Annotated in this window: 20 protein-coding genes; 12 read left to right on the top strand and 8 right to left on the bottom strand. The window is 70.5% G+C overall.

Annotated elements, in window-relative coordinates:
- Positions 1–3 precede the first annotated feature (3 nt).
- A complete protein-coding gene (locus tag J2Z30_RS21340) occupies positions 4–1,359 on the bottom strand; it encodes a lysine N(6)-hydroxylase/L-ornithine N(5)-oxygenase family protein (protein ID WP_044566840.1) in 1,356 nt (451 codons plus the stop codon).
- A 236-nt stretch (positions 1,360–1,595) separates the two neighbouring features.
- On the opposite strand from J2Z30_RS21340, the gene J2Z30_RS21335 reads away from it, so the two are divergent.
- Positions 1,596–2,543: a methionyl-tRNA formyltransferase gene (locus J2Z30_RS21335; protein ID WP_044566842.1), complete on the top strand. Its 948-nt coding sequence runs from the start codon at positions 1,596–1,598 to the stop codon at positions 2,541–2,543.
- Between the two features lie 319 nt (positions 2,544–2,862).
- On the opposite strand, the gene J2Z30_RS21330 is transcribed toward J2Z30_RS21335, so the two are convergent.
- The gene (locus tag J2Z30_RS21330; protein ID WP_044566844.1) at positions 2,863–3,528 is read right to left on the bottom strand and encodes a GntR family transcriptional regulator; all 666 of its coding nucleotides are present in this window, start codon (positions 3,526–3,528) and stop codon (positions 2,863–2,865) included.
- A gap of 96 nt (positions 3,529–3,624) precedes the next feature.
- Between J2Z30_RS21330 and glyA the strand changes: the two genes are divergently transcribed.
- The 5 genes from glyA (at position 3,625) to J2Z30_RS21305 (ending at position 10,058) form a co-directional block, all read left to right on the top strand.
- Complete coding sequence (gene glyA, locus J2Z30_RS21325; RefSeq protein ID WP_044566847.1) at positions 3,625–4,941, top strand: serine hydroxymethyltransferase; 1,317 nt, start codon at positions 3,625–3,627, stop codon at positions 4,939–4,941.
- Positions 4,938–6,158, top strand: a complete 1,221-nt coding sequence (locus J2Z30_RS21320; RefSeq protein WP_044566849.1) for a sarcosine oxidase subunit beta family protein — start codon at positions 4,938–4,940, stop codon at positions 6,156–6,158. The genes glyA and J2Z30_RS21320 overlap by 4 nt, the downstream gene beginning before the upstream one ends.
- A 78-nt stretch (positions 6,159–6,236) precedes the next feature.
- Positions 6,237–6,533, top strand: coding sequence for a sarcosine oxidase subunit delta (locus tag J2Z30_RS21315; protein WP_020865506.1), 297 nt, complete (start codon positions 6,237–6,239; stop codon positions 6,531–6,533).
- Positions 6,530–9,451 carry a sarcosine oxidase subunit alpha family protein gene (locus J2Z30_RS21310; RefSeq protein ID WP_044566852.1) on the top strand — a complete coding sequence of 974 codons (2,922 nt, stop codon included), beginning with the start codon at positions 6,530–6,532 and terminating at the stop codon, positions 9,449–9,451. Before J2Z30_RS21315 ends, J2Z30_RS21310 begins: the two co-directional genes overlap by 4 nt.
- Positions 9,444–10,058: a sarcosine oxidase subunit gamma gene (locus tag J2Z30_RS21305; protein WP_044566854.1), complete on the top strand. Its 615-nt coding sequence runs from the start codon at positions 9,444–9,446 to the stop codon at positions 10,056–10,058. The genes J2Z30_RS21310 and J2Z30_RS21305 overlap by 8 nt, the downstream gene beginning before the upstream one ends.
- A gap of 257 nt (positions 10,059–10,315) precedes the next feature.
- Here the strand turns inward: J2Z30_RS21305 and J2Z30_RS21300 are convergent, their stop codons facing one another.
- The gene (locus tag J2Z30_RS21300; RefSeq protein ID WP_044566857.1) at positions 10,316–11,119 is read right to left on the bottom strand and encodes a helix-turn-helix transcriptional regulator; all 804 of its coding nucleotides are present in this window, start codon (positions 11,117–11,119) and stop codon (positions 10,316–10,318) included.
- Positions 11,120–11,338: 219 nt separating this feature from the next.
- Here J2Z30_RS21300 and folE point away from each other — a divergent pair, with 219 nt between their 5' ends.
- The 3 genes from folE to J2Z30_RS21285 all read left to right on the top strand — a co-directional run bounded on the left by folE (position 11,339) and on the right by J2Z30_RS21285 (position 14,449).
- On the top strand, positions 11,339–11,995 hold the full coding sequence (folE, locus tag J2Z30_RS21295; RefSeq protein ID WP_078956396.1) for a GTP cyclohydrolase I FolE: 657 nt from the start codon (positions 11,339–11,341) through the stop codon (positions 11,993–11,995).
- A gap of 155 nt (positions 11,996–12,150) precedes the next feature.
- Positions 12,151–13,134 carry a pirin family protein gene (locus tag J2Z30_RS21290; RefSeq protein ID WP_044580699.1) on the top strand — a complete coding sequence of 328 codons (984 nt, stop codon included), beginning with the start codon at positions 12,151–12,153 and terminating at the stop codon, positions 13,132–13,134.
- A 337-nt stretch (positions 13,135–13,471) separates the two neighbouring features.
- Positions 13,472–14,449 carry a glycoside hydrolase family 16 protein gene (locus J2Z30_RS21285; protein WP_044566860.1) on the top strand — a complete coding sequence of 326 codons (978 nt, stop codon included), beginning with the start codon at positions 13,472–13,474 and terminating at the stop codon, positions 14,447–14,449.
- A 290-nt stretch (positions 14,450–14,739) separates the two neighbouring features.
- Here the strand turns inward: J2Z30_RS21285 and J2Z30_RS21280 are convergent, their stop codons facing one another.
- The 3 genes from J2Z30_RS21280 to J2Z30_RS21270 form a co-directional block, all read right to left on the bottom strand.
- Positions 14,740–15,657 carry an AraC family transcriptional regulator gene (locus tag J2Z30_RS21280; RefSeq protein ID WP_044566862.1) on the bottom strand — a complete coding sequence of 306 codons (918 nt, stop codon included), beginning with the start codon at positions 15,655–15,657 and terminating at the stop codon, positions 14,740–14,742.
- A gap of 23 nt (positions 15,658–15,680) precedes the next feature.
- Positions 15,681–16,598: a zinc-binding dehydrogenase gene (locus tag J2Z30_RS21275; RefSeq protein ID WP_044566864.1), complete on the bottom strand. Its 918-nt coding sequence runs from the start codon at positions 16,596–16,598 to the stop codon at positions 15,681–15,683.
- Between the two features lie 624 nt (positions 16,599–17,222).
- Positions 17,223–17,723 carry a nuclear transport factor 2 family protein gene (locus tag J2Z30_RS21270; protein WP_052701118.1) on the bottom strand — a complete coding sequence of 167 codons (501 nt, stop codon included), beginning with the start codon at positions 17,721–17,723 and terminating at the stop codon, positions 17,223–17,225.
- A 406-nt stretch (positions 17,724–18,129) separates the two neighbouring features.
- Here J2Z30_RS21270 and J2Z30_RS21265 point away from each other — a divergent pair, with 406 nt between their 5' ends.
- On the top strand, positions 18,130–20,064 hold the full coding sequence (locus J2Z30_RS21265; RefSeq protein WP_044566866.1) for an NAD-binding protein: 1,935 nt from the start codon (positions 18,130–18,132) through the stop codon (positions 20,062–20,064).
- An 82-nt stretch (positions 20,065–20,146) separates the two neighbouring features.
- On the opposite strand, the gene J2Z30_RS21260 is transcribed toward J2Z30_RS21265, so the two are convergent.
- Positions 20,147–20,812: a DUF4142 domain-containing protein gene (locus J2Z30_RS21260; RefSeq protein ID WP_044566868.1), complete on the bottom strand. Its 666-nt coding sequence runs from the start codon at positions 20,810–20,812 to the stop codon at positions 20,147–20,149.
- 282 nt (positions 20,813–21,094) lie between these two features.
- Here J2Z30_RS21260 and J2Z30_RS21255 point away from each other — a divergent pair, with 282 nt between their 5' ends.
- Positions 21,095–21,610 carry a nitroreductase family deazaflavin-dependent oxidoreductase gene (locus J2Z30_RS21255; protein ID WP_044566870.1) on the top strand — a complete coding sequence of 172 codons (516 nt, stop codon included), beginning with the start codon at positions 21,095–21,097 and terminating at the stop codon, positions 21,608–21,610.
- A gap of 127 nt (positions 21,611–21,737) precedes the next feature.
- Here J2Z30_RS21255 and J2Z30_RS21250 read toward each other — a convergent pair whose 3' ends face one another.
- Positions 21,738–23,084, bottom strand: coding sequence for a cytochrome P450 (locus tag J2Z30_RS21250; protein ID WP_107073226.1), 1,347 nt, complete (start codon positions 23,082–23,084; stop codon positions 21,738–21,740).
- Between the two features lie 144 nt (positions 23,085–23,228).
- On the opposite strand from J2Z30_RS21250, the gene J2Z30_RS21245 reads away from it, so the two are divergent.
- Positions 23,229–24,515 carry an 8-amino-7-oxononanoate synthase gene (locus J2Z30_RS21245; protein WP_078956397.1) on the top strand — a complete coding sequence of 429 codons (1,287 nt, stop codon included), beginning with the start codon at positions 23,229–23,231 and terminating at the stop codon, positions 24,513–24,515.
- Positions 24,516–24,658 lie beyond the last annotated feature (143 nt).

Genomic DNA, 24,658 nt, shown 5'->3' with positions numbered 1-24,658 from the left:
TCCCTACCGGGCGGTGCTGCCGACGCCGTCGGCAGCCGGCCGGGCCTGCCCGAATGCGGATGTGACGCCCCTGTCGAGGAGCGAGTCCAGGATCTCGCCGACCCTGATCGCGGTGTTGGACAGCAGAGAGGATGTGATGCCGTGCGTGTGCTCCGTGCCGCCTTGCAGATAGATGCCGCAGCGCAGCCCGGGGTCCGTCACGATGCGGTAGTCACGCTCGACGCGGAAGCGGCCCTCGTCGTCCCTGAGGCAGCGGTCGGCGACTTCGCCGAGGAGGCCCAGGGGGTCGGCCGGACTGTAGCCGGTGGCGAAGACCACGACGTCCGCGTCCAGAAGCGTCTCCTCGCCGGTGACGAGGGACTTCACGGTGGCACGGACCTGCATCGGCGTCTCCTTGACGTCGGCGAGCCGGGACACGTTGAGAAAGCGCAGCCGCTCGACGCCGAGAACCTTCTCCTGGTACATCTGCCGGTAAAGGTCGTCGATCAGGTCGATGTCCACCACGGAGTAGTTGGTGTTGCCGTGGTAGTCCATCAGCCGGCGCTTCACGTTCTCGGGCGCGGCGAAGTAGTCGTCGACCGCCCCGGGGTCGAAGATCCGGTTGGCGAAACCGCTGTCGTCGGCGGGGCTGTAGCCGTAGCGGGAGAAGACCGCGCACACCTCGGCCCCGGGGAAACGGCGGTGCAAGTAGGCGACGTTCTCGGCGGCACTCTGCCCGGCGCCCACGACGATGAACCGAGAGGGCGAGGTGCCCTCCAGCTCGTCGGCCTTCGCCAGCAGTTCAGAGGTGTGCCAGACGCGGTCGCCGCGTTCCACGCCCTCGGGCATGAGGGGACGCAGCCCGGTACCGATGACGAGGTTGCGCGCGCGGTGGACGGCGAGCCCCTCCCCCGACCGGACCGTCACGTCCAAGTACTCCACGGCTCCATCGCGGACGACGGGCACGATGCCGACGACCTCGTGGCCGTAGGAGACCATGTCCTCGACCTTGGCCGCGGCCCATTCGAAGTAGTCGTGGAACTCGACCCGCAGCGGGAAGAGGTTCTTGTGGTTGATGAAGTCGATCAGCCGCCCCTTGCTCTTCAGATAGCAGAGGAAGCTGAACTCACTGGCCGGGTTCCGCAGCGTCACCAGGTCCTTGAGGAAGGACACCTGCATGGTGGCGTCGTCGATCAGCATTCCTCGGTGCCAGCCGAAGCGTGGCTGCTGCTCGAAGAATTGGGCGTTGATCGTCTCTCGCCCACCGACGCGTGCGTTGTGCTCGCTGAGTGCGATCGCCATGGCCACATTGGACGGCCCGAAGCCGATACCAATGAGGTCGTGGACCGGTAGAGCGTCACCAGGAAGAACCTGTGACATGTCACTCCCATCGTGCGGGGCAATCGCCTGTCAGGCATGGGGAAGTCGCGGTGGCCACGCCGACGGAGCGACATGGCGACAACTTAGGTGAGCCTAAGCTAAACCCATGAGACTGTCGATAGCGCCGCCCGACCATCCGTACTCGCCAACTGAAAGATCAGATGGGCCCGTTGCAGGCTAAGGTAAGCCTTGCTTTACTTGCTGCTCGGCCATCCCCTGCTTCGAGGAGGAACCCCATGCGGGTCGTCATGTTCGGCTACCAGACCTGGGGGCACCGCACCCTGCAAGCCCTCCTGGACTCCGAACACGACGTGGTACTGGTCGTGACGCACCCCAAGAGCGAGCACGCGTACGAGAAGATCTGGAGTGACTCCGTCGCCGAACTCGCCGAAGAGCACGGCGTCCCGGTGCTGCTCCGCAACCGCCCTGACGACGACGAGCTGTTCGAGCGCCTCAAGGAGGTCGACCCGGACATCATCGTGGCGAACAACTGGCGGACGTGGATCCCTCCGCGCATCTTCCGCCTGCCGCGCCACGGCACGTTGAACGTCCACGACGCCCTGCTGCCGAAGTACGCCGGCTTCTCCCCGCTGATCTGGGCCCTGATCAACGGCGAGCCCGAAGTGGGCGTCACCGCGCACATGATGAACGACGAACTCGACGCCGGCGACATCGTCCGGCAGGAGGCGGTTCCGGTCGGACCGACGGACACCGCCACCGACCTCTTCCACAAGACCGTCGACCTCATCTCCCCGGTCACCATCGGCGCGCTCGGCCTCATCGCCGCCGGGCAGACGGAGTTCACCAAGCAGGACCGGTCCCAGGCGAGCTTCTTCCACAAGCGGTCCATCGAGGACAGCCGCATCGACTGGACCTGGCCGGCGGAGGACCTCGAACGCCTGGTCCGGGCCCAGTCCGAGCCGTACCCCAGCACCTACACCTTCCACAAGGGCAAGCGCCTCGAAATCCTGGCCGCGGTCGTCTCCCAGGGCCGGTACGGCGGCACTCCCGGCCGCGTCTTCTACCGCGAGGGCGACGGCGTGGCGATCGTCGCCGGAGCCGACGCCCGCACCGGCCGCAACCACGGTCTGGCCATCACGCGCGTACGGACCGAGGACGGCCGCGAGATGGGCGCCACGGAGTACTTCACCTCCATGGGCGGCTATCTGACCAGCCACCCCTGACGTCTCGGCCCGGACAGGATCAGCGCCCGTAGTGGTGCATCAGTGCTTGGTGGGCCGAGCGGGACGTCGTTGGCCCGCCGTACCGCTTCCTCCGCGCGGGGCTGCGGGCGCTTGCCGAGGAGGGCATACTCGACCCGCTCCCGGGCGGCGCGCCCCCGTCCCCGCCGTCACGGCCAAGGACGTCCTCGGCCTCTACGCGCTGCGCGCCAGGCTCGGAGCGCCGCTCATCCGCCGGGTCGCCATGCTTGACGGACGCCGCGGACGCCGCGGACGCCGCGAACGCTCGGCCCCCGGCTCAAGCCGACGCTCGCCCCCCGACTCAGATGGCGGCGCGAATCGCCCGTTCGAAGCCCTCGACATGGCTGTGGGCGAGCTGTGCCGCCTTGTCGGGGTCACCGGCGACGACCGCCTCGATCAACGGCCCGTGCTCTCCGATGTGACCGGCCATGTCGGACAGACGGTCGATGAACAGGCACCAGATGCGGGTCGCCAGGTTGTCGTGGCGGACGAGCGTGTCCTCCAGGTACGGGTTGTGCGTGGCGGCGTAGATCGCGCGGTGGACCTGGAGGTCCAGGCGCATCAGCTCGGCGGCGTCGCGCTGAGGTGAATCCGCGCCCTCCAGCTCCCGCAGGGCGGCCGTCAGGGTCGCACGGTCCGCGGCCGTGGCGCGCCGCGCGGCCAGGGCGGCGGCCAGGGGCTCCAACTCCTGGCGCACCTCGGAGATATGGGCCAGGTCGGTGATGTTGACCTCGGTGGCGAAGGTGCCGCGCCGGGGGTAGGTCGTGATCAGGCGCTCGTACTGGAGCCGCTTGAGTGCCTCGCGCACCGGCGTGCGGCCGACACCGAGGGACTGCGCCAGCTGGTCCTCGTTGATCGGCGCGCCGGGGCGGATCTCGAGCATGACGAGCCGGTCGCGGATGGCGCGATAGGCGCGCTCGGCGAGGGACAGCTCCTCGCCCGCGGGTTCGGTCGCCACCTGCTGCATGAAATGCCCCCTTGACCTGTCTCGCGAGCTCTCATACCTTACCGCAGAGGCTGATATATCAGTTGCCCATTAGTTGGCTCTCAGGATGGTGGACAGATGGCAATCAACCAGTCGACCAGCGCAGTCGCCTCCCCGCTCGCCCTCCCGCTCAGCGAACTCGACCCGGACGTCGCCGCCGCGGTGGAGGCCGAGCTGCGCCGCCAGCAGTCCACCCTCGAAATGATCGCCTCGGAGAACTTCGCTCCGTCGGCGGTCATGGAGGCCCAGGGCTCGGTCCTGACCAACAAATACGCCGAGGGCTACCCCGGCCGCCGCTACTACGGCGGCTGTGAACACGTCGACGTGGTCGAGCAGATCGCCATCGACCGGGTGAAGGAGCTCTTCGGCGCCGAGGCGGCGAACGTCCAGCCGCACTCGGGCGCCCAGGCCAACGCCGCCGCGATGTTCGCCCTGCTCTCCCCCGGCGACACCATCCTCGGCCTCGACCTCGCGCACGGCGGCCATCTGACCCACGGCATGAAGATCAACTTCTCCGGCAAGCTGTACGACGTCGTGCCGTACCACGTGCGCGAGTCCGATCTGCGCATCGACATGGACGAGGTCGAGCGGCTCGCGCTCGCACACCGGCCCAAGATGATCGTCGCGGGCTGGTCGGCCTACCCCCGCCGGCTGGACTTCGCCGCGTTCCGCCGGATCGCCGACGCGGTGGGCGCGTATCTGATGGTGGACATGGCGCACTTCGCCGGGCTGGTGGCCGCGGGCCTCCACCCCAACCCGGTGCCGTACGCCGACGTCGTGACGACCACCACGCACAAGACCCTCGGCGGCCCGCGCGGCGGGGTGATCCTCAGCCGTGCCGACCTGGCCAAGAAGATCAACTCGGCGGTCTTCCCCGGCCAGCAGGGCGGCCCGCTGGAGCATGTCATCGCGGCGAAGGCAGTGGCCTTCAAGGTGGCGGCGGGCAAGGAGTTCAAGGAGCGCCAGCGGCGCACCCTGGACGGCGCCCGCATCCTCGCCGGGCGGCTGCTGGCCGACGATGTGGCCGAGGCCGGGATCACGGTGCTGACCGGCGGCACCGAGGTCCATCTGGTCCTGGTCGACCTGCGCAATTCCACGCTCGACGGGCAACAGGCGGAGGACCGGCTGCACCGCGTCGGCATCACGGTCAACCGCAACGCGGTGCCGTTCGACCCCCGCCCGCCGATGGTCTCCTCGGGACTGCGGATCGGCACTCCGGCCCTGGCCACCCGCGGCTTCGGCGAGGCCGAGTTCCGCGAGGTCGCCGACATCATCGCCCAGGCCCTGAAGGACGAGCGGCTCGACGACGAGCGCGCGGGCCTGCTGCGCGACCGGGTCGGGAAGCTCGCCTCCGCCTTCCCCCTCTACCCCCGCCTGAACGGAGACGCGGCATGACCTCCCAGCCGCTGCCGGAGCACCCGGACTTCCTCTGGCGCAACCCCGAGCCGCGCCCCTCGTACGACGTCGTCATCGTCGGCGCGGGCGGCCACGGCCTGGCCACCGCCTACTACCTGGCCCGGAACCACGGCATCACCAACGTCGCCGTCCTGGAGAAGGGCTGGCTGGCCGGCGGCAACATGGCGCGCAACACCACGATCATCCGCTCCAACTACCTGTGGGACGAGAGCGCGGCGATCTACGAGCACGCGCTCAAGCTCTGGGAGGGGCTGCCGGATGAGCTGGACTACGACTTCCTGTTCAGCCAGCGCGGCGTCCTCAACCTCGCGCACACCCTTCAGGACGTCCGCGAGGGCGTGCGCCGGGTGGGCGCCAACCGCCTCAACGGCGTGGACGCCCAGTGGCTGACGCCGGACGAGGTCGCCGAGGTCTGCCCCATCCTCAACGTCTCGCCCCGCACCCGGTATCCGGTCCTCGGCGCCACCTTCCAGCCGCGGGCCGGTATCGCCAAGCACGACCATGTCGCGTGGGCGCTGGCGCGCCGGGCCGACGCCATGGGTGTGGACCTGATCCAGGGGTGCGAGGTCACCGGCTTCGTCAAGGACGGCGACCGGGTGGTGGGCGTCGAGACCAGCCGTGGCCGCATCCGCGCCGGCCGGGTCGGACTCGCGGCCGCCGGGCACAGCAGTGTGCTGGCCGAGCTGGCCGGTTTCCGGCTGCCGGTGCAGTCCCACCCGCTCCAGGCGCTGGTCTCCGAACTGCACGAGCCGGTCCACCCGACCGTGGTCATGTCGAACCATGTACACGTCTACGTCTCCCAGGCACACAAGGGCGAACTCGTGCTGGGCGCGGGCGTCGACTCGTACAACGGCTACGGGCAGCGCGGCTCCTTCCACGTCATCGAGCAGCAGATGGCCGCGGCCGTCGAGCTGTTCCCGGTCTTCGCCCGCGCGCATGTGCTGCGGACCTGGGGCGGCATCGTCGACGTCACCCCGGACGCCTCCCCCGTCATCGGCACCACCCCCGTCGAGAACCTCTACGTCAACTGCGGCTGGGGCACCGGCGGGTTCAAGGCCACCCCGGCCGCCGGCTGGACCTTCGCGCACACCATCGCCACGGGCGAGCCGCATCCGCTGAACGCCCCCTTCGCCCTCGAACGCTTCGCGACGGGCGCGTTGATCGACGAACACGGCGCCGCGGCCGTGGCCCACTGAGAACCGGCTGAGCACCGCCTGAGCGCCCACTGAGAGGCCGCCGAGAGCCCGCTGAGAGCCCGCTGAGAGAAGGACACCGTGCTGCTGATCACCTGCCCATGGTGCGGTCCTCGCGACGAGGCCGAGTACCACTACGGGGGACAGGCCCATGTCCCCTACCCCGAGCGCCCCGCCGACCTCGACGACGAGCAGTGGGCCGCGTACGTCTTCTACCGGGACAACCCCAAGGGCCCCTTCGCCGAGCGGTGGACGCACAGCACCGGCTGCCGCCGCTGGTTCAACGTCCTGCGCGACACCGTCAGCTACGAGGTGCTGGCCTCCTACCGGCTCGACGCGCCCCGCCCCGAACTGCCCCAGGCCGGAGGAAACCGATGACCGACCAGCCTCGCCGGCCCGACCAGCCCGACCAGCACTGTCGGCTCCGGCAAGGGGGCCGTATCGAGCGCGGCACCGTACTGCGGTTCACCGTCGACGGGCGTGAACTGACCGGCCACCCCGGGGACACCGTGGCCTCCGCGATGCTGGCGAACGGGGTCGTCGAGGTCGCCCCGTCGATCTACCGCGGCCGCCCGCGCGGCATCGTCGCCGCAGGCGTCGAGGAGCCCAACGCCCTGGTGCAGCTCGGCGGTTCATGCTCGGAGGGCATGCTTCCGGCGACGACGGCCGAGCTGTACGACGGGCTGTCCGCCAGGACGCTTTCGGGGATGGGGCGGCTCGACCCCACTCCCGACCCCGCCGTCTACGACAAGAAGTACGTCCACACCGACGTCCTGGTCATCGGCGCCGGACCGGCCGGGCTCGCGGCCGCCGCCGCTGCCACGGGCTCCGGCGCCCGTGTGATCCTCCTCGACGACCAGCCGGAGCCCGGTGGTTCGCTGCTCTCCGGGCGCGCCGAGAGGGTCGGCGCGCAGACCGCCCTCGACTGGGTCGCCGAGGTCCGCGCGGCGCTCGACGCCGCCCCGGAGGCCGTCGTGCTGCACCGCACCTCTGCGTTCGGCTCCTACGACGACAACTATGTACTGGCCGTGCAACGGCGCACCGATCACCTCGGAGCCGACGCGCCCGATCCCTCCGAGGGCGTCTCGCGCCAGCGGCTGTGGCACATCCGGGCCCGCCAGGTGGTCCTGGCGACCGGCGCCCACGAGCGTCCGCTGGTCTTCGCGGGGAACGACCGGCCCGGGGTGATGCTCGCCGCGGCCGTGGGCTCGTACGTGAATCGATACGCCGTGGCCCCCGGCTCGCGGGCCGTGGTGAGCACGACCAACGACAGCGCCTATGACACGGTCGCCGATCTCCACGCCGCCGGGATCGACATCGCCGCCGTCGTGGACGCCCGTCCCGAGCTGTCCCGCCGGGCCGCCGAGGTCGCCACGGCGACCGGGGTACGGGTGCTGACGGGCGGTGCGGTGGTCGACACCGCGGGCGGCGGCCGGCTCACCGGCGTCACCGTCCAGGCCCTCGACGAGGAGGGTCGACTCACCGGCGGCCCGGAGTCGTTCGACTGCGACCTGCTCGCCGTCTCGGGCGGGTGGAGCCCGGTGGTGCACCTGCACAGCCAGCGCCAGGGCAGGCTGCGCTGGGACGAGGACCTGGTCGCGTTCGTGCCCGACGGCACCGTACGGGACCAGCGGGTCGTCGGTGCGGCCCGGGGGACGTACGACCTCGACGGCTGTCTGGCCGAGGGGGCGCGGGCCGGTGCCCGGGCCGCGACGGACGCCGGGTTCCCGGTCCCCCTGCCGTCGCCGGACGAGGCCCGGCCCGGAGGCGGCCCGATCCGCGCACTGTGGCTGGTGCCCGCCCCCGAGGGCGATCCCGGCGGCTGGCACACCCACTTCGTCGACCTGCAGCGCGATGCCACCGTCGCCGACGTCCGGCGGTCCACCGGCTCGGGCATGCGCGGTGTCGAGCACGTCAAGCGCTACACCTCGCTCGGCACGGCGAACGACCAGGGCAAGACCTCCGGCGTCAACGCGATCGGTGTCATCGCCGAAGTCCTCGGCGCGGGCGCGTCCCCCGGAGAGATCGGCACCACGGCCTACCGGGCGCCGTACACGCCGGTGGCCTTCGCGGCCCTCGCCGGGCGGGAGCGCGGTGAGCTGTTCGACCCGGAGCGCATGACCTCCATTCACGGCTGGCATGTCGCACAGGGGGCGGTGTTCGAGGACGTCGGGCAGTGGAAACGCCCCTGGTACTACCCCCGGCCCGGCGAGGACATGGATTCGGCCGTGGCCCGCGAGTGCCGCGCGGCCCGTGAGGGGGTGGCCTTCATGGACGCCTCCACCCTCGGCAAGATCGAGATCTGGGGCAGAGACGCCGGGGAGTTCCTGGGCCGCGTCTACACCAACGGCTTCAAGAAGCTGAGGCCCGGCATGGCCCGCTACGGCGTGATGTGCAAGCCCGACGGCATGATCTTCGACGACGGCGTCACGCTGCGCCTCGAGGAGAACCGCTACTTCATGACCACCACGACCGGCGGCGCCGCCGGAGTCCTGGACTGGCTGGAGGAGTGGCTGCAGACCGAGTGGCCCGAGCTCGACGTCCACTGCACCTCGGTGACCGAGCAGTGGGCGACGATCGCCGTCGTCGGCCCGCAGTCGCGCGAGGTGGTCGCCCATCTCGCCCCCGACGTCGACCTGTCGAACGAGGCCTTCCCCTTCATGGCCCTCCGCGAGACCACCCTGGCCTCCGGTATCCCGGCGCGTATCTGCCGGATCTCCTTCTCCGGCGAACTGGCCTACGAGATCAATGTCTCGGCGTGGTACGGCCTGGCGGTCTGGGAGGAGGTGTACGCGGTAGGCCGACCGTACGACATCACCCCGTACGGCACCGAGACCATGCACGTCCTGCGGGCCGAGAAGGGCTACATCATCGTCGGCCAGGACACCGACGGCACCGTCACCCCCAGGGACGCGGGCATGTCCTGGGTGGTCTCCAAGCAGAAGGACTTCATCGGCAAGCGCTCCTACTCCCGCCCCGACACCTCCCGCTCCGACCGCAAGCACCTGGTCGGCCTGCTGCCGAGCGATCGCAGCACCCGGCTGCCCGAGGGCACCCAGCTCATCGCGCCGAACGTGCCCGTCACCCCCGAGGCCGGGCCGGTGCCGATGCTCGGCCATGTCACCTCCAGCTACCACAGCCAGGCGCTGGGCCGTCCGTTCGCCCTCGCCCTGGTCGCGGCCGGCCGGGACCGCGTCGGGGACACGCTCCTCGCCCCCGTCGGCGACGACCTCGTCCCCGTCCAGGTCACCGAACCCGTGCTCTACGACCCCGAAGGGACCAAGCGAGATGGCTGAGCCGACCGACGCGAGCCCGGTGGCGCTGCGCACCAGCCCCCTGGCACATCTGGCGGACCGGATGCGCGCGGCCGCCGTCACCGGCGCCCGCGGTGTCACGCTGGCCGAGCGGCCGTTCATCTCCATGGTGAACCTGCGCCTCGATCCCGCTTCCGAAACGGCCGACCGCGTGGAGAAGACCCTGGGGGCACCACTCCCGCGAGCGTGCGGCCACACCACCGCGTCCGGCCCCCACACGGTCGCCTGGCTCGGCCCCGACGAGTGGCTCGTACTGTCCGAAGAGCCCATCGACACCGCCGAGTTGCGGCAGGCGCTCGCGGGAGACCCGGGCTCGGTGGTGGACGTCTCGGCGAACCGCACCACGCTGGAGCTGAGCGGCCCGGCCGCCCGCCAGGTGCTGGAAAAGGGCTGCCGGCCGGACCTGCACCCCCGGGCCTTCGGCCCCGGCCGGGCGGTGTCGACCGCGGTGGGGCCCGTCCCGGTGCTGCTCTGGCAGCTCGACGACGCACCGACGTACCGGCTCCTCCCGCGATCCTCGTTCGCCGACCATCTGGCGCGCTGGCTCATCGACGCGATGAGCGAGTACCGCGCGCCGGAGGTGCCCTGACGAGGGCCCGGCGCGGCCGTGTCCACCGGACGTCCAGCCCTCGTCCAGGAGCCGCCTCTGATTCGGCCATACCTGGCCACGTCGGCCGGCACCGCGTCGTCCTCGGCCAACGCCTCGCCGGAGCTGGGCGTGCGTTCCCAGCCCGACGGAGACGGCCAGTGCGACGGGCCGACGAATCCGCCAACCGCCTGTTCCAGGCACGCAGGCCCCAGGCCCCAGGCACTCAGGCACCCAGGCACCCAGGTCTCTCCGAGGGATCACCCTGCCGGTGAAGCCGGCCGCCGCCCGCCGGCCCCGCCGATCATTGACCGGGCCAGTGGGCCGCCCTCGTCATCGCGATCGGTGTCGCTCGGGCCCAGCCGCACACAGCATTCCCCGGGCTCGGGAGCCAGCACGGCCTGGACCCCGTTGACCTCAAGGCCGTTGACGTAACCGGCGAGGAAGGCATGGTTCATGCCGCACACCAAGTCGGGGGCCTTCGCGGTCAGCGGGTGGAACGGGCAGTTGCGCAGCCGGAGCTCGGTGGGGGCTTCCCGGACGGGTTCGTAGCCGTACTCGTCCAGCAGGCGCTCACAGACGGTCAGCCCGCGCTCGGGGCCCAGGCGGCCGGGGCGGGTCTCGTCCCGCGCGGCCTCGCCCATCCGCCGGCCGCGCCGCTCGGCCGCCCGCACCGCCGCCTGCGCGGCGTTTTCGTCGGCCTCCTCGGTGAGGACGGCATCCAGGAGAAGGTCCGCCAGGAGTTCATGGCGCCGCTCGGGGATGCTGACCGTGATCTGAGCGTCGGTGGGTTCGTACACCTTCGGCCGTCTGCCGACCTTGCGGATCCCGCCGGGCGTTTCATAGCGGGCGCGCAGCAGGCCGGCGTCGACGAGCTTGTCGAGGTGGAAGGCGGCCAGCTTGCGGGAGATGCCGACGCTCGCGGCGGCCTCGTCACGGGTCACCGCACGGCCGGCACGCCGGATGAAGACGAACATGCGCCGCCGCGAGTCCTCGCTCAGGACGCTGACGGAGTCGATGGCGGTATTGACCGCGTCGGCCGGCGGAGTCGAGTCAGAAGCCACCAGAGCACGATAACTCCCACTCACATAGGCACAAGCGCCCTTTCGGCTCTCTGCACTGCGTGGCTTGACGCGCCACCTCAATAAGACCAAGATTCATTGGCGAAACTCATTTGGGAGGAGCCAGGAGTGTCCGGCTGCCTTCGACATGCTCATCTCGGGAGTTCTCCATGGACAACGTCCTCGTCCCGCCCACGGCTCCGGGCATCGGTGGCAGCTGACATGACCGAGCTCGCGCCCCGCGCCACCGCCCGAATACACCCGGACGCCCCGGAGGAGCCGGCACCCGCGGGCCCCACTCTGCGGGTGGTCCATGAGTCCGGCGACATCGACCTGGCCGCCGCGGAAGCCGCGGCCGGCCAGTTCCTCAACGCCCTGGGTATCTCCACCTCGTCGGAGAGCCTGCGCGGCACACCGGGCCGGATGGCCCGCGCGTATGCCGAACTGTTCAGCCCGCGCCCCTTCGACCTGACCACCTTCCCGAATGACGAGGGTTACGACGAGCTCGTCCTGGCCCGCCGCATCCCCGTCCGGTCGGTGTGCGAACACCATCTGCTGCCGTTCGTCGGCACCGCGCACGTCGGCTATCTGCCCGGCGGCCGCATCCTGGGCCTGTCGAAGCTGGCCCGTGTCGTCGAGCACTTCGCCTGCCGCCCACAGGTCCAGGAACGCCTGACCAAGCAGGTAGCCGACTGGCTCCAGACCCATCTGGAGCCCAAGGGCGTCGGTGTGGTGATCGAGGCCGAGCACTCCTGTATGACCCTGCGCGGGGTCCAGGCCACCGGATCGAGCACCATGACCTCCACCCTGCTCGGCCTGCTGCGTTCCGACGCCCGCTCGCGCAGCGAATTCCTCGCCCTGACCGGCGCGGCCTCGTGACCGGCAGCTCGTGACCAGCGCCTCGTGACCAGCAGCTCGGCCACCGCCTCGGCCAGCGCGAGGACCGCACTCACGATGTACTCGTGATGGGCTTCGTCCTGTACCCATGGCATGATAGTTGAATCCGTAACTAGATTGCGTGGGAGGTGGCCTCGGTGAGCAACGTGGAAGCCGACGAGCCTGCGGAAGTGAGCTGCGGGGCACAGGTCCGCGGCGGGCGGCCGGACGAGGCACCTCGGGTCGAGGTGTTCCCCGCCCGGGAGGTGCCCCTGGGCGGACCGCGGGCGATGTCCGTGCGGCGGACGCTGCCGCAGCGGGCTCGGACGCTGATCGGAGCCTGGTGCTTCGCCGATCACTACGGTCCGGACGACGTCGCGGCGACCGGCGGCATGGACGTCGCCCCGCATCCGCACACCGGTCTGCAGACGGTGAGCTGGCTGTTCAGCGGGGAGATCGAACACCGCGACAGCCTAGGCAGCCACGCCTTCGTCCGGCCCGGTGAGCTGAACCTCATGACAGGCGGATACGGCATCAGTCACTCGGAGGTTTCCACCGCGGGCACCACCGTCCTCCACGGCGTCCAGCTATGGGTGGCACTGCCCGAGGCGCATCGGAACACCGGGCGGGACTTCCAGCACTACGTACCCGAACCCGTGCGGGTCGACGGGGCCGAGATCAGGGTCTTCCTGGGCTCGCTCGCCGGAGACCTCTCCCCGGTGCGGACGTTCACTCCGCTGCTCGGCGCCCAGATCACCCTTGAACCGCGGGCGGCGATCACCCTCGCCGTGGACGCCGGCTTCGAGCACGGCCTGCTCGTGGACAGCGGGGAGGTCCGCCTGGCCGACACCCTGCTGCACCCGGCCGACCTGGGCCATGTCCACCCCGGCGTCAACGCTCTGACGCTGGTGAACGAGTCGGACGCTCCGGCGCGGACAATCCTGCTCGGCGGCACTCCGTTCGAGGAGGAGATCGTCATGTGGTGGAACTTCATCGGGCGGTCCCAGGACGACATCGCACAGGCTCGCGAAGACTGGGCGTCGGGCTCCCGCTTCGGCACGGTGCACGGCTACGACGGCAGCCCGCTCCCCGCCCCCGAACTCCCCTCGGTACCCCTTAAACCCCGCGGACGCACACGCTGAACTGAGCCGCGGCGCGCCGTCAAGACTTGGCGAGCGCGGGTGCCGGCACCCAAGCCATGCCTCCAACTCTGAAGTGGGGCGATCGATACTTCCGCGGCGATGCGGTCAAGCCGAGGGCTTTGGTTCAACTAGTGAATCCAGCACGACTCTTGACCGACAAGGGCAGGGTCCAAGACAGTCATTCCGTGTGAGCGCTCTCTCGACTCCGTCGGCGCTCGCTCTGCCCACTGTGCCCGAGTTCCCGTAGCCCGATCTCCCATCACCCCACGCCAGGAGCGGGCTACGGGGGCTCGCACATCCCGTCACCGCTATTCCTTCAACGAAAGCAGCCCCCCACATGTTCAGGATCACTTCCTCAGATACGACGGCGGAGGCCAAACCCCGCCGCCGCCGACGACGCGTTCTGGCCTTCGTGGCCGCCTTGTCGCTTCCATTGACCGGACTGCTGGCTCTCACGGTGTCCTCGAACACCGCCGCCGCGGGCGAGTCCGCGCCCAAGGCCGAATGGACCACCGTCTTCCAGGACGACTTCGACGGCGCGGCGGGCACCGGTCTGAACAAGGACGACTGGCTGTATGACATCGGCACCGGCTATCCGGGCGGCGCCGCGAACTGGGGCACCGGCGAGATCGAGTCGGTCACGGACTCGACCGACAACGTCTACCACGACGGTGACGGTCATATGGTGATCAAGCCGATCCGTGACGGTTCCGGGAAGTGGACCTCCGGCCGCGTGGAGACCCAGCGCACCGACTTCGAGGCGCCCGCCGGTGGGCAACTGGAGATCAGCGCTTCCCTCAAGCAGCCCAACCCGGAGAAGGCCCTCGGCATTTGGCCCGCCTTCTGGGCCATGGGCGCCGACGCCCGCCCGGTCGGAGCCACCAACTGGCCGAGCATCGGCGAGCTGGACATCATGGAGGACGTCAACGGGCTGAGCAAGCACTCGAACACCTTCCACTGCGGTGAGTGGGCCGGCGAGTGCCACGACCCGGACGGGATCAGCAGCGATCTGCTGCCGTGCGACGGCTGTCAGACCGACTACCACACGTACTCCGTGATCGTGGATCGCACCGACACCTCCGCCGAACAGCTGCACTTCTACCGCGACGGCAAGGAAACCTTCACGGTGAAGCAGAACCAGGTGTCCGCCGAGACCTGGAAGAAGGCGGTGGACCACGGGTTCTTCGCCATCTTCAACGTCGCGGTCGGCGGCTCTTACCCGAACAAGGTCTGCGGCTGCACCTCACCGGCGGCGGACACCACCTCCGGTGCGGGGATGAGCGTGGACTGGTTCTCCGTCAAGGTGAGCAATTGACTTCCGCTCCCCGGCCTGATGGCCGGGGATTCCCGCCACGGTCGGCTGACCGTCTCGGTGGGTCCCGCTCCACCGCGCTGGGCCGGTAGGAGTACCGGCCTTATCTGCGCTCGACAGGCTGACACCGCCAGTCCGGCGGCCTTGGGGACGTTGACCGCCGCGCGTTGATGTCCCGGTCGAGGACGGCCCCGCAGGCCCCGCACTCCCGCACTCGGAGGTGCGGGGGCCTGGGGCCGTCCTCGACGCAACCTGCTGCGGTGCCGTTTCCGCCGGTGATCGCCTGCCTGCGATCACTCGCGAAGTCGAGAACGGTACTCGCCCGGGGGCATGCCTCGGGCACGTCGGAAGGCACGGCTGAAAGCGTGCGGAGAGGCGTAGCCGACCGCGCCGGAGATCGACTCGACCGGCTCGTCGGTGTCGCGGAGCCGGATGGACGCCAGGTCCATGCGCCACTGCGTCACGTACGCGCCCGGCGTCTGTCCGAGGGCGGACCGGAAGTGCCTGGACAGCGTCGCCCGGGAGACCGCCGTCGCGGCCGCCAGGGACCCGGTGGTCCAGGGGTGTTCCGGTCGGGCGTGGACACATTCCAGGGCGTCGCGCACGACCGGATCACGCATCGCGCCCAGCCATGAGCCGGACTGCTTCTCCGGGTGGCGGGCCAGCCAGACGCGTACGAACTGGATGAGCAGAAGGTCGACGATGCTGTTGACGGCGGCGGTAGTGCCGATCTGCGGCTGCGCGAGCTCCGCCGTGAGAAGCTCGACGGTCCTTCTGAACTGTGCGTTCTCCCGGCTTGTGACGTGCATCGGCCGGACGAGGGAGGTGAGCACCGGCGTACTCACCTCCGGGTCCTGCTCATAGTGCAGGACGAGCACTTCCGTCTGCGTCGGCGTCGAGCCCAGGTGCAGGGCGCTGCCGTCGGTGAGGGCCTGGGCCGTCGCCTTCCGGTCACAGGAACCCATCGTCGTGCTGGACCCGCCGGCTATCCCGTGGGCGGTGCCCGGCGACAACAGGACGGCGTCTCCTGCCCGCACCTCCAGGGGTTTCCCGCCCGGGACGTGGAGCCACATCGTGCCACGGGACACCACGTGCAGTGCCGCTCCCGGATAGGAGTCCAGCCACAGGCCCCAGGTCCCTCCGGCCTTCAGCACAACCCCGAGCGCCCCTCGCGCACCCGATACACGCAAGGTCTCCGCGAGTACGTCCATCGTTCCATTCTCGTCGACGGGCGTCAGCCGACGTCAAGAACGATCTTTCCGTGCACCTTCCGCGCGAACAGTGCCTGGACGGCGTCGTCCACGTCCTGCCAGTCGCCTCGCAGTCCGACCGGTGCCGAGAGCCTCCCGGTGGCCATGAGGCCCAGCAGGTCCGTCAACTCCCCGCTGGTCGGCGTCATGTCGCCGTAGGTGGCGATGGCGCGGGGTTCGCCGAAGCCGAACAAGGCCCCCGACGGGAACGTGGTGTCCTGCCCCGAGGAGTAACCGACCAGGTGGATGGTGCCGCCCTCGGCGAGGGAATTCCACGCCTGGGCCACCAGTGGCCCACCGACCGTGTCCAGGACGAGGTCGAACCGGTACTCGGTCTCGGCCAGGTCGGTCAGGTCGGTCAGGACCTTGTCGGCCCCGAGTTCACGGAGTCCGGCGGCCCGCTCCGGCGAACCCACGAGTGCCGTCACCCGGGCGCCCGCCAGCGCCGCCAACTGGACGGCGAAGTGCCCCACGCCCCCGCTGGCGCCGGTGACCAGGACGTTGCGCGCCAGCAGGGAACGCTTGCGCAGCACCCGCAGTGCGGTGACTCCGGCGATCCCCAGCGCGGCACCGTCGGCCAGCTCCACGCCCTCGGGGACGGTGCCGAGCGAGGCGGGGCTGACTGCCACTCGCTCCGCCCACGCGTGGGAAGACATCCCCAGCGCGACGCGCGTACCTTCGGGTGGCCCCGAGCCGTCGGATGCGGCGCGCACCACGACGCCGGCCGCGTCGTGACCGTGCACAGCGCCCGCCGGCCACTGGTGCACGTAATTCAGCTCGCCGAAGTTGAGACCGATGTGCCGTATCTCGACCAACGCCTCGTCGCTGGACGGCACGGGCTCATCGACATCGGCGAACCGGACGGGTCCGGCCTCGCCGTGATCGACCACAAGGGCACGCATGGGTGTGTTTCCTTCTCTCGTGGATGCGCCTGAACACTCGGCGCGGCAGCGGACGGAGTGCGCGAACGCCGCACTGCCGCCTCCTTGAAACCCTACGCGGGACCAGCACAGCGACCAGTCCCGTGAGAGTCGATCAGTTGACGATCTGTATCAGTGCGGCTCGCGCGCGGCGTCGAGCTCTGCACGCATCCGGTGGATGACGTCCCGACAGAGCGCGCTCGCGAGAAGGGCTCCTGCGGCGGACCGTAGGAGCCCTACGAGGATCCGCTCAGAACGGACAGGTGTCCTGCCAGCGCGTGACCGCTGGGTGCCTTGATAGCCCGGCATCAGCACGACGCCCGGGTACGAGCCACTCGTCGGATCCGGGATCGCCGCGAGGACGGAAGCGTTCTCGGTGGGCGAGCCGGCCACGACGCGGGGCCGGGACCGTAACGGGGGAGTCGCTCTGGACGGGCGACGGGTTGGACGCATCGATGTACCTCCCGGATGCGGCGCCGGTGCGGGTGCGCGCTGTGGAAGCGCAGCGCGACCGCACCGTAATTCGCGCCGGAGACAGCGGAAGTCGGCTTTCTGCCCAGCGGAAGGAAAAGCGGCGTGCGGGGTTCTTCGACGGCCCTTGTGTGGTCAGGGCGTGGCCCCATCTCGCAGAAATCGGGCGACCTCGGCGGAGTCGGCCACGGGCAGATCTCCGGCGGCGAGCAGACCGACCTGGGTCAACACCGCGGCTTGGTCCCAGTAGATCCGTTCGCTCTCCATCAGGCCGTCGCGGAATCTCACCATCACCACCAGGGCCACTTCGACGGGCCGTCCGGTCGGAGCGAGCCCAGGCAGCAAAAACGGGATCTCCTGGTCGTGAGGCATCCGCATGATGATCTCCTCGACGAGGAAGTCGCTGCCCACCGACCGAGCCGTCGTCTCCATGACGGTGTTCCGCGGAATGCCCGGGATGAACACATCGCGGTAGTAACCCCGTAGGTATTCCTTGCCGAAACCACCGCTCATCGTCGGCAGATGCATCACACTGGCGTCCTCCACCATGGTGCTCACCGCCAGGTCGGCATCCTTGATCACAAACTCGTACGCCGTGTGCTGCTCCCACAACGCGACCATTTCCTCTTGGTTCACGATGTCTCATCCTCCAAAGGTCCGTCCCAACGGCGGGTTCCTCGCCGATCAACCCCAGCCGACCAACGAACACCGCCACGGAGGGGATACGGCCGGGCATCACCAGGCCCCTCTTCGGGCGAGCAGAGGTGAGCCGCCGCGCCGCCGCGCGGCTCCGTCACGCGAGGACAGTGCCGGTGCTCGCCGCGCGGGCCCATACGATGAAGGCTGTCGACGCGGTAGCTGAAGTGCTGGACTTCGCCCGAGCGCGTACCGGGCTCTCCAACGTGACGGTGTCACTGTGCCTCGGATGCCTGTGGCCGCGGCACTTCGCCCTGAGGTGACCGCCGACACCCATTGACCGAACGGGGGCTTCGACGTCGTGTTCTCCTCATCCGCCGCACCACCCCGACCGACCGCGCCGCACATGGTCGTCTGCGGTGACGACGCGCTCGCACACCGCCTGGCCGCAGAACTCCACGACGTCTACCGGGCACGGGTGACGCTCATCATCCCGGGCGGTGTCTCCCTGGCGGAACCCACGGGGCGGGGGATGGCGGGAGGCCGTGCCGCCGCACTCTTCGGCCGGTTGAGCACGGCCGTCGGACGGGTCCCGCCGCCGAGGTCCCCGGACGACGCCGCCCCGGACCGGGGGGTGGAGGTCATGGAAGCCCCGGCGCTGGACGACGAGGTGCTGGCCGAGGCGGGTATCGAGCATGCGACTGCGCTCGCCCTGGTCCATGACGACGACGAGGCCAACATCCACGCCGCGCTCCGCGCTCGCCGCCTCAACCCACGGCTGCGCCTGGTCATCCGGCTCTACAACCGCAAACTCGGCCAGCACCTGGAGGATCTCCTCGACCAGGCGGCGCGGGTCGCCGCCCCCGGAATGGACCAGGCCGAGCTGGACGCATCCACCACCGTGCTGTCGGACGCCGACACCGTGGCCCCCGCACTCGCGGCCACCGCCGTCGCGGGCACCAGCAAGGTGGTACAGGCCGACGGGCTGCTGCTGCGCGCGGCCGAGCGCATTCCGCCCGGCTCCGACGAGGTCGCCGATCCGGGGCTGTGCACCCTCGCCCTGCTCTCGTCCACCACCAGCGATCCGGGCGGCAGCGAGGGCTCCGAGGGCAGCGGGGACGAAGGGCCCAGACTGCTGCCGGGAGACGAGGAGGTCGCCGCCGCCACCGGGCGCGGCACGGTGGTGCTGGAAGCCGTCTCCGCCACCGGCGCACCGCCGCCGCCGCGGCGGCTCGGCAGCCGCAGACTGCCGCTCGCCTCACTCTTCTCACGCCGGCTGCGCTGGTCCGTAGCCGGCATGGCAATCGCCGTGCTCGCGCTCGCCGTCGCCTCCTGGTACTTCACCGGGGCCGGTCTCCTTCACGGGGCCTACCTCACGGTGCTGGACGTCCTGGCGATCGACGAACCCGCGCTCGACGAGCCGACCGGACGCAAGATCCTCCAGCTCCTCTCCGGGCTGACCGGACTGCTTCTGCTGCCCGTCCTGGTGGCCGCCGCGCTCGAAGCGCTGGGCACCTTCCGCACCGCGTCCGCGCTGCGCCGCCCTCCGCGCGGCCTCTCCGGCCACGTCGTGCTGCTCGGACTCGGCAAGGTCGGCACCCGGGTCCTGGCCAGACTCCGGGAGATGGACATCCCCCTGGTGTGCGTGGAAGAGGATCCCGGGGCACGCGGCATCCCACTGGCCCGCAGGCTGGGGGTGCCGACCGTGATCGGCGATGTCACCCAGGAGGGCGTCCTGGAGGCCGCCAAAATCCAGCGCGCGCACGCCCTGCTCGCCCTGACCAGCGTCGACACCACCAATCTGGAGGCGACGCTGTACGCCCGCTCGGTCAAGCCCCGGCTGCGGGTGGCCCTGCGCCTCTACGACGACCACTTCGCCACCGCCGTCTACCGCACCCTGCGCGCCGCCCACCCACAGGCGCTGACCCGCAGCCGCAGCGTCTCGAGCCTTGCGGCGCCCGCCTTCGCCGGGGCGATGATGGGCCGCCAGATCCTGGGCGCCATACCGGTCGAGCGCCGGGTACTGATCTTCGCCGCGCTGCATGTCGCCGGACATCCGCGGCTGGAGGGGCGTACCGTCGCCGAGGCGTTCGCACCGGGCGCCTGGCGGGTGATCGCACTGGACACGGCCGAGCCCGAGGACCGGCAGCGCGACCTCGCGGCGGCACCCCGCTACGGCGAGGCCACCCGGCAACCCGCCCTGGTGTGGGAGCCGCGCCCCGATTACGTCCTGCGGTCACAGGACCGCGTGGTGCTGGCCGTCACCCGCCAGGGCCTGGGTGAACTTCTCGCCGGTCACCCACCCGCCGGTATCCACGGATCGCGGGGAGCGGACCGATGAGACAGTGCCGGATACCCGCGGGCGCGGCGCCCGGCGGTACGCCAAGAGGAGGCGGCCATCCGCCCTGCCGTGGGTACGGGTGTCAGAAGGTGGACGCGATGTCGTCGTAGGTGGCCTCGTCGATCAGGCCGGAGTCGTCGAGGACGTTCTGGTGGTCCAGGACGGTGAGATTGACCTCGGAGGCGAACCGGCGCACCACAGAGTTCTTGGTGCTGGCGCGGACCTGGGCGATGGTGACGAAGATCTTGCCGTGGGTGCCGCGGAGGATGTTGGCGAACTTCTTGTCGAAGTCGGCCCCCTGGGCGTTCTCCAGGGTGCGGACGAAGCCCTGTTGCTCGGTGCTGGCCTCGTCCGGGATGGCGACGTTCAGTGCCTCGGCGGTGTTGCGAACGAACTCATCCAGCTTGGAGTGCCCGTCCATGACATGCATCCCGGCACGTTTGACGGCCTCGCTGGTGGCATGGGTCTGGGCGAGCCGACCGGCGGGGGCTTCCCACAGATTGGCCTGCCGCACCTTCACCAGGAACTCCATGTCCAACTTGCTCACCGGGCCGGCCGTGGTGACGACGTCTCCGGGGGCGGCAGGCTTGGCGCTGGGGAAGCTCGCCGAGGAGTTCTCCGTGGCGTTCGCATCGCCTCGGGTGGCCCAGACGATGGCTCCGGCGATGACGGCCAGAGCGACGAGCAGGACGCCCGCGATGGTCAGATTGCGTGAGCGGCCGGGTACTGACCGGGCGTGAGCGGTCATGGTGCCTCCTGGATCGGGAGTGCGTCCGCCTGGGGGAGACGGACGCCTGCGTCGTAGGCACGCAGCACGCTAGGCTTTTAGACACTGCAAAATATGCCCTTTGATCAAGGGTGCGGAACCGATGGCAGGGCCCCCTCCGATCCGCTACAGTCTCCCGCTCCCCCAGCACCATGGCTGGGTCACCCGCTTGTGCGCGATGAGTATCTTGAGGCTGTGCAACATTTGCATGATCGAAGTAGTTGGCGAAGGCCACCCGCTCCGGCACGGGGAGGAAATCGAGCGATGAAGGCCCGACGCATGCGGATGCGCTCGACCTCCGGGCTGCGCAGGGCGGTGCTTCGAGCGCCGATTCTGCTCTACCGATGGCACCTGGGGTGGTTGCTGGGCAGTCGGATGCTGCTGCTCACCCATACCGGCCGCACGAGTGGTCTGCCGCGGCAGGTCGTCCTGGAGGTGACCGGGCGGGACCCGCGGACCGGCGCGTATCACCTCGCCTCGGGTTTCGGTCCGGGCGCGCAGTGGTACCGCAACGTCCAGCGCACTCCGCAGGTCACCATTCAGGTCGGCCGCCACAGGATGGCGGCGGTGGCCCAGCCGCTGGACCCCGAGGGGTCCGGGCGCCTGATGGCCGCTTACGCCCTGCTGCATCCGCGCCTGGCCCGCGGGCTGATGCGGATGTGCGGCCTGAAGACCGACGGCAGCGTGGAGGACTACCACCGCATCGGACGGGACCACATCCCCTTCGTTCGCGTCCTCCCCGATGAGCCGTCAGGGAGCCCGGCCCCGCCCGGCCGATGACGCTCGCGCTGACCCTGGAGAGGACCACGGCACCGAAGGACTCCATGGCGTAGGTGCCCAGGAGAGTTCCGGCCGGCATGCCGATCCCCCGCCTCCCCAGCAGGCCATCTCATGCGACGTCAGGCCGTCACAGTCGGCGAGATCCGTCGGCCACGACCACGCGCAGCGGCGCCCGGAATGACAGCAGCCCGAGCATCGGTGCTCCCTCCGCGCCCTCCACAAGACGTACCTTCGGCAGGGCACGAGCCGCCGCCCGCAGGGCCACCGCCGCCTCGGTTCGCGCCAACGACGCACCCGGGCAACGGTGGCGACCGGCGCCGAAGGCCAGGTGGTGGCGGACGTTGGTCCGGTGTGGACACATCCGTTCCGGATCGGCGAAGACCTCCGGGTCCGAGCCGCTGCCCATGAGCATCAACAGCAGCTGTGCTCCCGCGGGCAGCTCGGCTCCGCCCAGTTCCACCGGTTGTGTCGCGGCCCTGCGCCAGGTGGTCACCGGCGGCTCGCGCCGCAGCACCTCCTCCACCCAGGCCCATGCCGCTTCCGTATCCTGTGCCGCCTTCGGCCACAGTTCGGGCTCGATGAGCGCCCGGCGCAGTACGGTGGCGATGAGCTGGCCGGTGGTCGACTGGCCGGCGACGAAGACAAAGAAGCAGGCGCCGACCGCCGTCTGGGGGTCCAGGGGCGCTCCATCGGGCAGCCGGTGCCGGGCGAGTGCTCCGATGAAGGAGTCGGCGGTGGCCTTGGTGGTGCGCACGGTCGTGGTCAGCCATTGGTGGAACTCACCGGCCTGCTCCGCCAGTTCCAGCTGTCGCTCCGGTGCGGGTGTGCCCCAGAACAGCTCCAGCGAGGCGTCGCTCCAGCGGATCAGCGTGGCCGGGTCGACGTCTCGGATGCCCAACAGCTCCATCAGCACCCGGCAGGGAAGGACCTGCGCGAAGGAGGCGAACAGGTCACATTCACCGTCGGCGTCGATCCGTGCCCGCGCCGTGTCCAGTAGCTCCCCGGCCAGGCGCTCGATCACCGGTACGGCGGCCGCGACGCGCCGGGCGTTGAAGAATCGGGTGACCACCCGGCGCAGACCGGGGTGGCTGTCGGTGCCGTTGTTGGCGAGCGCGGGCGGGAGCTGGAAACCTGCCCTGGCGAGCACCCGCAGTACGGCCACGGGCAGCGGGGTGACCGCGTGCTGGGCATTGTCCGGGCGGAAGGTGCCGGGGTCGAGCAGCACCCGACGGATGTCCCGATGGCGGCTGACCAGCCACAGACCGGTACCCGCGTCGTGATGCACAGGCGCCTGGGACCGCAGCAGGTCCAGCCAGGGGTAGGGGTCGCGAACGAAACCGTCCCCGAACAGGTCCAAACCGTCCAGCGGACCCCCCGCGCCGCCGGGCGGCAGGGGCCCCGCCACCCCGCTGCCGGGTCCACCGTCGCGGACCTCCGTACCAGGTGGGGAGGTGTCCAGAGCCGGGATGTGCACGGACGGACGCTAACACGTGGCCGTCCCGCCACCGCCGCCCTGTGCGCGGCATCACTCGGACACACGGCGCCCACCCCGTTCGATCACACCGGACCCCTCCCCCACCCGCCGACCGGCCACCAGGCGCGTGCCACAGTACCGACCATGGCCCAGCACCCCGTCCAGCCGACCACACCCACCCCGGCCCCGGGCGATCGGTCCATCCCCGCACCGGATGCCGCCGCGCCCTCCACGAGCCGGACCGATCCGTACCGCGCCCGCCCAGGGCATGTCGCCCCCGCCCCGACGGCGGTCTTCGACTGGATCGACCGGCGCACCCAATTGCGCCGCCGCGCCGGGCTGACCCGTCAGCTGCGCCCACGGCCGGCCGACGAGCCCGTACTGGATCTGGCGGGCAACGACTACCTGGGCCTGGTCCGCCACCCGCGAGTGGTGCGGGCGGCCACGGAGGCGGTGGCGCGCTGGGGCGGCGGCGCCACCGGCTCACGCCTGGTCACCGGCACCACGCAGCTGCACCTGGAACTCGAGGAGGAACTGGCGGACTTCTGCGGCTTCGAGGCCGCATTGGTCTTCTCCTCCGGATATACGGCCAATCTGGCCGCCCTCACAGCCCTGACGGGACCGGGCACACTCATCGTCTTCGACGCCTACAACCACGCCTCCCTGGTCGACGGCTGCCGACTTTCCCGGGCGAAGGTCACGCAGGTACCCCACCGCGAGCCGGCCGCGGTGCGCACCGCGCTCACCGAGCACGGCGGGGGTCGCGCCCTGGTGGTGACCGACTCGGTCTTCTCGGTGGACGGCGACGCCGCGCCGCTGACGGAGCTGGTACGGGCGTGCCGTGCGCATGGCGCCGCGCTGCTGGTGGATGACGCGCACGGCCTCGGAGTGGTCGGCGACGGAGGCAGCGGCGCGCTGTCGGCCGCCGATCTGGCCGGCTCCCCCGATGTGGTGGCCACCGTGACGCTGTCGAAGTCGCTGGCGTCTCAGGGCGGGGCCGTGCTGGGCCCCCGCAGGGTCATCCGGCACCTCACGGAGACGGCCCGCACCTTCGTCTTCGACACCGGCCTCGCCCCGGCAAGCGTGGGCGCGGCCCTGGGCGCGCTGCGACTGTTGCGCGAGGAGCCCGAGCGCGCCGCACGAGCCCGTGAGGTGGCCCGGCGCCTGTCGACAGGCCTGGCGGCCGCCGGGCTGGAAGCGAGCGTGCCGGACGCCGCCGTGGTGTCCGTCCGCGCGCCCTCGCCGCAAGCCGCCGTGACATGGGCGCAAGCCTGCCGGGAGGCAGGCGTGGCGGTGGGCTGCTTCCGGCCGCCATCCACGCCCGACCGCCACTCCCGGCTTCGACTCACCGCCCGCGGTGACCTCACCGACCACCAGATCGAGCAAGCCGTGACGGTGGTCGCCCGCGGGGCCCAGTGCGGGGGTACGTAGAGGACTGTCTTCGCCGTGCCGCCGAAGGGGATCCAGAGCGGATCGCCGCCGTCTACACAGAGAAGGTCGACTGGATGGTGGCCGAGAATCCGCGGGTGCGGCGAGGCAGTGGTGATGGGCCATCTCTCCGGAACGGTGCCGGC

The organism is Streptomyces iranensis (assembly GCF_017874715.1).
Lineage (GTDB): Bacteria > Actinomycetota > Actinomycetes > Streptomycetales > Streptomycetaceae > Streptomyces > Streptomyces iranensis.
Note: the sequence above shows the minus strand (reverse complement) of the source record. Positions and strands in the feature narration are given on the sequence as shown.